The sequence below is a fragment of the Streptomyces sp. NPDC058653 genome (assembly GCF_042716895.1).
Classification (GTDB): domain Bacteria; phylum Actinomycetota; class Actinomycetes; order Streptomycetales; family Streptomycetaceae; genus Streptomyces.
Map to the genome: position 1 here is coordinate 26,324 of NZ_JBHXRM010000061.1, position 10,794 is coordinate 37,117.

The following is a 10,794-nucleotide window of genomic DNA, read 5'->3' on the forward strand; positions in this document are numbered from 1 at the left end:
CCGTACATCGATATCCCGATGTACGGGGAAGGGCGGGGCTGCGACCATTACCGCCATGGCTCACGTCCCGGCAGGAACCGAAACCGACCCCGACCCCGACCCCCAGCCCGACCCCCAGCCCCCGTCCGGCCCGGCGCGCGGACCCGGCGGCGACGGCCCGCGCTCGGCACGCACCTGGGCCGTCATCCTCGCCGCGTGCGCCGGGCAGTTCCTCGTCGTGCTCGACGTCTCGGTCGTGAACGTCGCGCTGCCCTCGATGCGCGCCGACCTGGGCCTCAGCACCACCGGTCTCCAGTGGGTGCTCAACGCCTACTCGATCGCGTTCGCCGGTTTCATGCTCCTCGGGGGCCGCGCCGCCGACATCTTCGGGCGCAAGCTGATGTTCCTCGCCGGGCTCGGCGTCTTCACCGCCGCCTCCCTGGCCGGCGGTCTCGCCCAGGAGGGCTGGCAACTGCTGGCCGCCCGCGCCGTGCAGGGCCTCGGCGCCGCCGTACTGGCTCCCGCGACCCTCACCATCCTGACCGCCGCCGTCCCCGCCGGACCGGCGAGGACACGGGCCATAGCCACCTGGGCGGCCGTCGGCGCGGGCGGCGGCGCGGCGGGCGGACTCGTCGGCGGCGTCCTCACCGACCTGCTGTCCTGGCGCTGGGTGCTGCTGATCAACGTGCCCGCCGGGGCACTGGTCCTCGCCGCCGCCGCGCTGTGGCTGACGGAGAGCCGGGCGAAGGAGGCACGGCGCCGGCTGGACCTGCCGGGCGCCGTCCTCGTCACCGGCGGTCTCGCCGTCCTCGCCTACGGCATCGTGCAGACCGAGCAGTCGGGCTGGGGAGCGGCGGTGACCCTCGTCCCGCTCGTCGGCGGACTGCTGCTGCTCGCGGCCTTCCTGGGGGTGGAGGCCCGCACGAAGGAGCCCCTGATGCCGCTGAGGCTCTTCCGGGTGCGGGCGGTCTCGGGGGCCAACGCGGGGATGCTGGTGACCGGTTCGGCGTCGTTCGCGATGTGGTTCTTCATGACCGTCTACGCCCAGAACGTCCTCGGCTACACGCCCCTCGAAGCGGGCCTCGCGCTCATACCCAGCTCGCTCAGCGTCGTCCTCGGCTCCAAGCTCGCACCGCTGCTGATGCGGCGGATCGGTGCCCGGCACGTCGCCGTCCTCGGCGCGCTCGTGGGCTCCGTCGGATTCGGCTGGCAGTCGATGATGACCGCCGACGGCACCTTCCTCAGAACGATCCTGGGACCCGGCATCCTGATGATGGCCGGCGCCGGACTGGCCATGACACCGCTCGCCGCCCTCGCCACCGGCAGCGCGGCGCCCGGTGAAGCCGGTCTCGTCTCCGGCCTGGTCAACACCTCGCGGACCATGGGCGGGGCCATCGGCCTCGCGGTCCTCTCGACGGTCGCGGCGGCACGGACCTCCCACGGGACGGGTCCGGTGGCGCTCACCGAGGGATACGCGCTGGCCTTCAGGACCGGCGCGGGGCTGCTGCTCGTCGCGGCCGTGCTGATGGCCTTCTGGCTGCCGCGCCACTCGGACACCTAGAGCGGCGGGGGCCGGGCCGTACGGTCAGAGCCAGCCCTGCCGGCGGGCGGCGCGTACGGCCTCCATGCGGTTACGGGTCTGGGTCTTGCCGATCGCCGACGAGAGGTAGTTCCGCACCGTCGACTCCGACAGTCCCAGCTTCTCCGCGATGTCGGCGACGGTCGCCCCGTCCACGGAGGCGTTCAGGGCGTCCCGTTCACGCGCCGTCAGCGGGCTCGGTCCCGCGCTCAGCGCGGCGGCGGCCAGCGCCGGATCGACGACCGTCTCACCCGCGAGCACCCGCCGGACCGCCTCGGCCAGCTCCTCCACGGGCCCGTCCTTGACCAGGAACCCGGCCGCCCCCGCCTCCATGGCCCGGCGCAGATAGCCGGGCCTGCCGAAGGTGGTGAGGATCAGCACCCGGCAGTCGGGGACCTCCTCGCGCAGCTGGGCGGCGGCGTCGAGGCCGCTGAGACCGGGGAGTTCGATGTCGAGCAGCGCCACGTCGGGGCGGGCGGTGAGCGCGGTGGCGACGATGGTGTCACCGGTGGACACCTGGGCGACCACTTCCATGTCCCTCTCCATGCCGAGCAGCAGCGCGAGGGCGCCGCGCATCATGCCCTGGTCCTCGGCGAGAAGGACTCTGATCATGCCGGTTGCCCCGATTCCGTCGGTGAGGGTGATGGTGGTGAGGGAGACGTGGGTGGAGGTGCGTGTGAGGCCGTGGCCGCCGCCGGCACGTCCGCCGCGGGATCCAGCGGAAGTACGGCCGTGACCCGGAAGCCGCGCCCCGACGGGCCGGTGGGCCCCGCTTCGAGCGAACCTCCCGCCACCGCCAGCCGCTCGGTGAGCCCCTTCAGACCCGTGCCCCTGCCGCGCGTACCGCCGGCCGTCCCGCTGCCCGCCGCTTCGTCCATGTCGTCGGCCGGTGCAGAGCGTACGCCGCGTCCGTCGTCCGTGATCACCAGCCTGACCTGTTCCGGCGCGCCGTTCACCGTGATCTCGCACTGGTTCGCCCCGCTGTGCCGTACGGCGTTGGTGACCGCCTCCCGTACGACCCAGCCGAGCAGCGCCTCCGTACCCGGCCCCAGCGGGGGCCCCGACTGCCGTACGACCGGCTCGATCCCGGCCGCCGTCAGCCCGGAGCGCGCCCGGTCCAGCTCCGTGGAGAGGCTGCTGTCGCGGTAGCCGGTGACGGCCTCGCGGATCTCGGTCAGCGCCTGCCGTCCGACGCTCTCGATGTCGGAGATCTGCGCCAGCGCCCCGTCCATGTCGCGCGGCGCCAGCCGCCGCGCGGCCTCCGACTTCACCACGATCACCGAGAGCGTGTGGCCGAGGAGGTCGTGCAGATCGCGTGAGAACCGCAGCCGCTCCTCCTCGACCGCCGAGCGCGCCAGCTCCTGCCGGGTGGCGCGCAGCTCCGTGATCGTCTCGGTCAGGGCCAGGATCGCCGCCGTGACCAGCATCGAGATGATCGTGCCGTACGCGATGGTGATCGCGCCCCAGCCGTCGTGGACCGCCGCCACGACCGCGACCACCAGCGTCAGCGGCACGCCCACCAGGGCGAGGTACCGGCCGCGCAGCACGGTGCCGCAGGCGAGTCCGAACAGCGGGAAGAACAGCAGCCAGCTGCCGCCGTAGGCGCCGCCGAGACCGAACGTCATCACGGCCATGCCCCCGAGCGACCACCAGGTGCCGGGACCGAGCCGCCGTACCGGGTCGAACGCCCGGAACACCACCTGTATGTAGAGGGTGTTGAAGACCAGCAGACCGGCGCCGCCGAGCCAGGGACTGGGGGTGTCGCCCTGGACGAGGTTGGAGAGGGAGCCGAGGCCCAGCAGCAGCCACGGCAGCATGGCGAGGCCGGAGGCCCTCCTCGGCCGGTGGCGCCGGCACCGTGTTTTCCTGGGTTTGTCGCTCATGTCGTCCTCGCGGATGTGCGGTAGGACATCACAGCGTACGAACCGAACGCCGCGAGCCAGCCGAGTACCACCGCGACGGTGGCCGTCGACGGGGCGTGGCCGTCGGTGGTGGCCCAGCCGAGCTCGGCGAAGCCGTGTGCGGGCGTGTACTCGGCGAGGGTCCGCAGCCACTCCGGGAACGCCTCGATCGGGAACCAGAGCCCGCCGATCACGGCCAGACCCATCAGCACGCCGGTGTTGACGACTCCGGCGCTCTGGGCGGAGAGGCGGTAGCCGTTGCCGATGCCCAGCAGGGTGAACGGGAGTGTGCCGGCCCACAGGACCAGGACCAGGACGGCCCACTGCCAGGCGTCGAGCCGTACGCCGTTGGACACGGCGCCGGCCGTCAGCACGGCCACGATCGCGGGCAGGACGGTCACCGAGCTGGTCGCCGCGCGGCCGAGTACGACCTGGCGGGGCAGCATGGGCGTGATGCGGAGCTGGCGCAGCCAGCCGAGCGAACGGTCCTCGGCGATGCCCGTGCCGACGGTGACGGCCGCGCCGAGGGCACCGTAGGCGGCCATGCCGACCATGGCGGTCGTCTTCCAGGTGTTGTCGCCGTCGTCGGCGGCGCCGAGGTTGGTGAAGAGCAGATACATCAGCACGGGCATCCCGGCGCTGAAGATCACGAAGCCGGGGTCTCGCAGGGTCCGGCGGACTTCCAGCTTGACGTACTCCAGCATCACACCGTCTCCTTCGTGGCGGTCGTCGGCTTCGACGGGCCGGTTGTCGCGTCGGTTGTCGCGCCGGTCGGGGCGTCGGTCGGGTCGTCGGGTGTCGGGTCCTCGGCCGTCGCCCCGGTGCCGGTCAGCGCCAGGAAGGCGTCCTCCAGCGTGGCGTGGGCGACCTCCAGGTTCCGGATCATGCCGAGGCCGACGAGCGCCATCACGGTCGCGTCGGAGTCGTCCGTACGGAGCCGGGCCCGGTCGCCCCGTATCTCCACCGAGACGACACCCGGCAGCGTGCCGAGTCCCTCCGTGCCACGGCCCGCCAGGTCGAAGGCGACGAGATGGCCGCCGACCGCGCGCTTGATGCGCTCGCCGCTGCCGTCGGCGACGATCCGGCCGTGGTCGATGACGACGATCCGGTCGGCGTTCTCGTCCGCCTCCTCCATGTAGTGCGTGGAGAACAGGACGGTGTTGCCCCGGCGGGCATAGGCGCGCATCGAGGTCCAGAACGCCCGCCTGGCCTCCACGTCGAGTGCCGCCGTCGGCTCGTCGAGGACGATCAGCTCGGGGTTGCCGGCGAGGGCGACGGCGAATCGGACGCGCTGCCACTGCCCGCCGGAGAGCTTGTCGACGCGGCGGGGCGCGAGTTCGGTGAGCCCGGCGATGTGCAGGGCCTCGGCGACGGGCAGCGGGTGCGGGTAGGTGCTGGCGACGAACGAGACGAGTTCGCGCACCGTCGTACGGCGGACAGGCGCCCCGTCCTGGAGCATCGCCCCGACCCGGCCGGCCCTCACCGCGCGTTCGGGGGTGTCGCCGAAGAGCCGGACCCGTCCGCTGTCGGGCTCGTCGAGGCCGAGCAGCAGGTTGATGGTGGTGGACTTGCCCGCGCCGTTGCGTCCGAGGAGCGCGAGGGTCTCGCCGCGCGCGATGTCCAGGTCGAGACCGGCCACCGCGCGTACGGCGCCGAAGGACTTGACGGCTCCTTCGACGCTCACCGCGGGAGCCCCGCCGGTTCCGTTCCCGGTCTGCGGCGGCGTGGTCCGTGCCGTTGGCTGTGTCATGCCAAGAACGGTACGGAGAGGGGGCGGGTCTCCGGCAGATCCGCATGTACGGACTCGGCCGGGACAAATGTCCTGCCCCCGGCGGCCGTCGCGCCTCCGACGCCGGACGGGCCGCCCACTGGTGGGCGGCCCGTCCGTGATCGAAGACCTGCTCCTCGACGCCTCCAGGACGTCTCTACGACGCGTGGCCGCCCTGCCCGTTGTCCCCCGGACGCCGGTGGCGTCCGTGCACCGAAGCCTGGGAGTCGTCGGTCGCGGCGGCCCCGCCCCGGTGTTTTCCGTGGCCGGTCTCGTCCCGGTCGCCGACCGCCTGGTGCGGACGGTTCTGGGCCGTGTCTGTTCGGCTTTCAGACATGTGGGAAGTCACCCCGTTGGATCGCTGATGGCGCTGGTGTCGCCGCTTGCGTGGCACACGGGGGCCGGCCGTCCCCGTACCGACCGACCGGACCCGCGCCAAAATTCTAACCAGCCCTACCCGGCCGCCGTTCGCCCGGTGAGGGGTGCCTGCTGCAACGGAACCGGCTTGCCGGCCACGCGAGTTGGCCGGGGCGCCGGCCCGTTTTCGCCCGCGTCCTCCACTTGTGCGGGTTCCGTGATCAATTCGGGCCCCCCGTCCCCCGTCGTAGGAGCCCGGGTGTCCATCGGTACGTCCCGGTGGGCATCGCTCGGCGCCTCCATCCGGGCCACGCCGCACGGCATCGTGCCCGTGGCGTACGGGAGTTGGAGCACCCCGTCGGACGACCAGAGCCCCGCCCCGGCCAGCCAGCCCTCCGGCGCCGCCTGTTGATGGAGCCGGCGCCCCGACGGCCGCCAGGTCCCCACCCAGGTGCCCGTCGGCCCGTCGATCCGCAGCGCGACCGCGCAGCTCTCCGGCATCAGCACCTGCCCCGGCTGTACGGCGAACGGGGTGAGCGCGCGGTCGGCCCCCCGCAGGGAGTCGGGAAAGCGCACCGGCCGCGCGCTGCCCAGCACGCCCCAGCCCAGCCGGTCGTGGCCCGGCGCGTCCGAACGGATCAGCAGCAGACCGCTGTCGGCGTCGGCCAGCAGCAGCCGGTCGTTGCTCCCCTCCGCGATCTGGAGCAGCGGGCTGACCTCGCCGCCCCGTTCCAGATCGACGGCAACGGCCTTGACGACGCCGTCCAGTTCACGGTCGAGGGCCAGCAGTCGCCCCGTACGGTCGAGCCAGACGCCGCCGGTGCAGCGTCCCCGGACGGTGGTGACCGGTTCCGGGCCGAACGCGCCGCCCGCCACCTGCCAGAGGGTGGTGCCGTGTTCGCCGGGCGCCATCGCGTAGGCGCTGCTGCCGTCGGGCGACGGCGGCAGCAGCGTCAGCCGGGGGCATTCGACGGCGCCCAGGGGCAGTTCACCCGTTCCCGGCCCGGTCGGATAGAGCAGCGAGAATGCCTGCCGGTCCGCCACCCGACGGTGGATCAGCACCCGTCCGTCGGTCAGCGGCAGCACCTCGGCGTCGGGCTCCTCGGGCTGGTCGAGCGGCAGCGGTACGGCGTACGGCTCCGGCCCGTCCAGCGTCCACCGCTCCGGGAACCAGGCCGCCCCGGCGCCGTCCCCGTCCTCTCGGGGAGCGGGCCCGCCCGCGCCCGCCTCCGTACCGAGGGTCAGCCGCGCCGCGTAGGAACCGTCCGCCGCGATCACGAATGCCGCGCGCCGGGCGGCCCCGTCCGGCGCGGCGCTCTCCACGCTCTCCATGACACAGGCTGTCATCGCTCAGTCACCTCCGGCGACGACGCTAGGTTCGCACTCGCTGCCGAACAACAGGGGCCCGGCCGCTTCACACATAAGGGTGGCCGGTCAGGGGTTCGGCTGAGAGGGAGGGGGCGGTTGTGCTGACCGGGGAGGGCGTGCATAAGGTAAGGCATCCCTAAGTAAGAACTCTGGAGCTCAGATGTCCGTTCGACGCCGCGGCACCGCCGCACTCGTGGCCCTCGCCGCCGCCCTCTCCCTCGCGGCCTGCGGAAGCGACGGAGGAGCCGACGAGTCCTCGCCACCCGCCGCCGGCGCGGACAAGAAGGCCGTCGCCCAGGGCGGTGAGGACTTCGCCGGTGCCGCGACCAAGACCGCGGCGTACGGCACCGACGCCAAGCCGGGCGAGTTCCCCCGTACCGTCACCCACGCCATGGGCAAGACCGTTCTGAAGGCCCGCCCCGAGCGGGTCATCGTGCTCGACGTGGGCGAGTTCGACAACGTCGTCTCCCTCGGTGTCGAACCCGTCGGCTACGCGCCCACCGAGGGCGACGTCGCCATCCCGTCGTACCTCGAGAAGGACGCGGGCAGCCCGAAGAGCGTCGGCACTATCAACGGGCTCAACCTGGAGGCGATCGCGGCCCTCAAGCCCGATCTGATCCTCGGCAGCCAGCTGCGCGCCGCCGACAAGTACGACGAGCTGTCGGCGATCGCGCCCACCGTCTTCTCCATCCGCCCCGGCTTCACCTGGAAGGAGAACTTCCGGCTCAACGCGGCGGCGCTCGACCGCAGCGCGGAGGCCGAGAAGGCGCTCGACGCGTACGACGCGAAGGTCAAGGACCTCTCGGCCGACATCGGCGCGGACAAGCCGACCGTCTCCATGGTCCGGTACATGCCGGGCAAGATCCGCCTGTACGCCAAGGCGTCCTTCATCGGCACCATCCTCGACGACCTCGGCCTGCCGCGGCCGGCGAACCAGCGGATCAACGATCTCGCCGTCGAGGTCAGCCCCGAGAAGATCGACGAGGCGGACGCCGACTGGATCTTCACCGGTGTGTACGGCGACGCCAAGGCCACCGACCGAGACACCGCGCGCGCCAACCCGCTCTGGAAGAACCTCGGCGCCGTCAAGGCGGGGCAGGCATCAGACGTACCCGACGAGACCTGGTACCTGGGCCTCGGAGTCACCGCCGCCGGCCTGGTGCTGGACGATCTGCGGGGCTTCCTGGCCGAGTGACGTCCGGCCCGTCCGGACGACCGCCCTGTCCTCGACCGTCCCGTCCGGCGGCCGAGGACAGGCGCGGGCGGACGGGGAGGCCGGCGCGGGCGGGCCCGAGGACCGGCGCGGACTGGCGAGGGGACCGGCGCGGGCGGGCCCGAGGTCCGGCGCGGGCGGACGGGGAGGCCGGCGTGGGCGGGCCGGAAGACCGGCGCGGGCGCGCGAGGAGGCCGGCGTTGGCGGGCCGGAGGACCGGCGTGGGCGGGCGCGGGGACCGGCGTCGGCGGGCCGGAGGTCCGGCGCGGGCGGACGGGGAGGCCGGCGCGGGCGGGCCCGAGGACCGGCACGGGCGGGTGAGGGGACCGGCGTGGACTGGCGCGGAGGCCGGCGAAGGCGGGCCCGAGGACCGGCGCGGGCGGGCGCGGAGGCCGGCGTCGGCGGGCCGGGGGACCGGCGCGGGCGGGCGCGGAGATCGGCACGGGCGGGCCGGAGGACCCGTGTCGGCGGGGGAAGCCTCCCCCGCGCATGGCCGGAGCACCATGGTCGGCAGGTAGCCTGTGCCCCGTGCCCCGCCTGTCCGAAGTCCTCGCCCAGCTCGACGCCCTCTGGCCGCCCGAGCGGGCCGAACAGTGGGACGCCGTCGGCACCGTCTGCGGCGACCCCGACGCCCCCGTGACCCGGGTCCTGATCGCCGTCGACCCCGTCCAGACGGTCGCGGACGAGGCGCTGCGGCTCGGCGCCGAACTGATCCTCACCCACCACCCGCTCTATCTGCGGGGGACGACGACCGTCGCCGCCGGCACCTTCAAGGGCCGGGTCGTGCACACGCTCATCAAGCACGACATCGCGCTGCACGTCGCGCACACCAACGCCGACAGCGCCGATCCGGGAGTCTCCGACGCCCTCGCGGGCGCGCTCGGCCTGCGCGTCGTGGGCCCCCTCGTACCCGACCCGACCGACCCGGAGGGCCGCCGCGGGCTCGGCCGGATCTGCGTACTGGACCGCCCCGCGACCCTCCGCGACTTCGCCGCGCGCGCCGCGCACCGGCTGCCCGCCACCGCGCAGGGCATCCGCGTCGCGGGCGACCCCGACGCCCTCGTCGGCACCGTCGCCGTCAGCGGCGGATCCGGCGACAGCCTCTTCGACCAGGTACGGGCGGCGGGAGTGGACGCCTTCCTCACCGCCGACCTGCGCCACCACCCGGCCTCCGAGGCCACGCAGCACTCACCGCTGGGACTGGTCGACGCCGCGCACTGGGCCACCGAGTGGCCCTGGTGCGAGCTGGCGGCCACCCAGCTCGACGAGATCTCCGACCGCCACGGCTGGGACCTGCGGGTCCATGTCTCGAAGACGGTCACCGACCCCTGGTCCTCCCACCACTCCTCAGGAGCCCCCAACTGAACGCCGAACCCGCCGACCAGATCCGACTCCTCGACGTCCAGGCCCTCGATCTGCGACTCCAGCAGATCGCCCACCGACTCGACTCGCTGCCCGAGCACGCCGAGATCGAGTCGCTGAACAAGGACCTCACGCAACTGCGCGACCTGCTGGTCGCCTCGCAGACCGAGGAGAGCGACACCGCGCGCGAGCAGACAAAGGCGGAGCAGGACGTCGACCAGGTCCGCCAGCGCGCCGTACGCGACCAGCAGCGCCTCGACTCGGGCTCCGTCACCTCGTCCAAGGACCTCGAAAGCCTCCAGCGTGAGATCGTCTCGCTCGCCAAGCGCCAGGGTGACCTGGAGGACGTCGTCCTCGAAGTCATGGAGCGCCGCGAGGCCGCGCAGGAACGCGCCGCCGAACTGACCGGGCGCGTCTCCTCCGTCCAGGCCAAGGCGGACGACGCGGTCGCGCGCCGCGACGCCGCCTCCGAGAAGCTCGAGGCCGAGCAGACGACGACGACCAAGGAGCGCGAGACCGTGTCGGCGACGATCCCCGCCGATCTGCTCAAGCTCTACGAGAAGCTGCGGGTGCAGCAGGGCGGCGTCGGCGCGGCCCGGCTCTACCAGCGCCGCTGCGAGGGCTGCCGGCTGGAGCTCAACATCACCGAGGTCAACGAGGTCAAGGCGGCGAGCCCCAGCACCGTCCTGCGCTGCGAGAACTGCCGCCGCATCCTTGTCCGCACCTCCGAATCGGGTCTGTAGATGCCGACCTTCGTCGTCGAGGCGGACGGCGGGTCGCGGGGCAACCCCGGCCCGGCGGGCTACGGGGCCGTCGTACTCGACCCGGTGACCGGCGAGACGCTCGCCGAGGCCGCCGAGTACATCGGTGTCGCCACGAACAACGTCGCCGAGTACAAGGGCCTGATCGCCGGGCTGAAGGCCGCGAAGGCGCTCGACCCGGCCGCCGACGTACGGGTCCGGATGGACTCCAAGCTCGTCGTGGAGCAGATGTCGGGCCGCTGGAAGATCAAGCACCCCGACATGAAGCCGCTGGCCGCCGAGGCGTCGCGGATCTTCCCCTCGGGGCAGGTCAGCTTCGAGTGGATCCCGCGCGAGAAGAACAAGCACGCCGACCGGCTCGCCAACGAGGCGATGGACGCGGGCAAGAAGGGCAAGCAGTGGGAGCCGTCGGCGTCCACGGCGGAGCTCGACGCGGGGGCGGCGCGTACGGCGCGGACCGGCGCCGGCGCCGGCGCCCGAAGGCCCGGGCGGTCCACGGCGGCTCC

The 10,794-nt window shown here is 73.3% G+C and carries 11 protein-coding genes; 5 read left to right on the plus strand and 6 right to left on the minus strand.

Translation table 11 applies throughout. The features are described 5' to 3' along the window. Positions 1-55 precede the first annotated feature (55 nt). Positions 56-1,540 carry an MFS transporter gene (locus tag ACFWU9_RS33635; protein WP_384324872.1) on the plus strand — a complete coding sequence of 495 codons (1,485 nt, stop codon included), beginning with the start codon at positions 56-58 and terminating at the stop codon, positions 1,538-1,540. Positions 1,541-1,564: 24 nt separating this feature from the next. Here ACFWU9_RS33635 and ACFWU9_RS33640 read toward each other — a convergent pair whose 3' ends face one another. The 6 genes from ACFWU9_RS33640 to ACFWU9_RS33665 form a co-directional block, all read right to left on the minus strand. Further along, entirely contained in the window at positions 1,565-2,170 is a 606-nt protein-coding gene (locus tag ACFWU9_RS33640) for a response regulator (RefSeq protein WP_384324873.1), read from the minus strand. Continuing rightward, entirely contained in the window at positions 2,167-3,441 is a 1,275-nt protein-coding gene (locus tag ACFWU9_RS33645; protein WP_384324874.1) for a sensor histidine kinase, read from the minus strand. Before ACFWU9_RS33645 ends, ACFWU9_RS33640 begins: the two co-directional genes overlap by 4 nt. Next, positions 3,438-4,163 (minus strand): ABC transporter permease, encoded by a 726-nt coding sequence (locus ACFWU9_RS33650; protein WP_384324875.1) that lies wholly within the window; start codon positions 4,161-4,163, stop codon positions 3,438-3,440. Before ACFWU9_RS33650 ends, ACFWU9_RS33645 begins: the two co-directional genes overlap by 4 nt. Next, entirely contained in the window at positions 4,163-5,143 is a 981-nt protein-coding gene (locus ACFWU9_RS33655) for an ABC transporter ATP-binding protein (RefSeq protein ID WP_384324883.1), read from the minus strand. The genes ACFWU9_RS33650 and ACFWU9_RS33655 overlap by 1 nt, the downstream gene beginning before the upstream one ends. Before the next feature lie 241 nt (positions 5,144-5,384). Then, the gene (locus ACFWU9_RS33660) at positions 5,385-5,564 is read right to left on the minus strand and encodes a hypothetical protein (RefSeq protein ID WP_384324876.1); all 180 of its coding nucleotides are present in this window, start codon (positions 5,562-5,564) and stop codon (positions 5,385-5,387) included. A gap of 116 nt (positions 5,565-5,680) precedes the next feature. Beyond that, entirely contained in the window at positions 5,681-6,931 is a 1,251-nt protein-coding gene (locus ACFWU9_RS33665) for a hypothetical protein (protein ID WP_384324877.1), read from the minus strand. A 181-nt stretch (positions 6,932-7,112) separates the two neighbouring features. On the opposite strand from ACFWU9_RS33665, the gene ACFWU9_RS33670 reads away from it, so the two are divergent. The 4 genes from ACFWU9_RS33670 to ACFWU9_RS33685 all read left to right on the plus strand — a co-directional run. Continuing rightward, a complete protein-coding gene (locus ACFWU9_RS33670) occupies positions 7,113-8,147 on the plus strand; it encodes an ABC transporter substrate-binding protein (protein ID WP_384324878.1) in 1,035 nt (344 codons plus the stop codon). Between the two features lie 546 nt (positions 8,148-8,693). Continuing rightward, positions 8,694-9,530 (plus strand): Nif3-like dinuclear metal center hexameric protein, encoded by an 837-nt coding sequence (locus tag ACFWU9_RS33675; RefSeq protein ID WP_384324879.1) that lies wholly within the window; start codon positions 8,694-8,696, stop codon positions 9,528-9,530. Next, positions 9,527-10,270, plus strand: a complete 744-nt coding sequence (locus ACFWU9_RS33680; protein WP_384324884.1) for a zinc ribbon domain-containing protein — start codon at positions 9,527-9,529, stop codon at positions 10,268-10,270. Before ACFWU9_RS33675 ends, ACFWU9_RS33680 begins: the two co-directional genes overlap by 4 nt. Next, a partial coding sequence (locus tag ACFWU9_RS33685) for a reverse transcriptase-like protein (protein WP_384324880.1) occupies positions 10,271-10,794 on the plus strand: 524 nt, incomplete at its 3' end.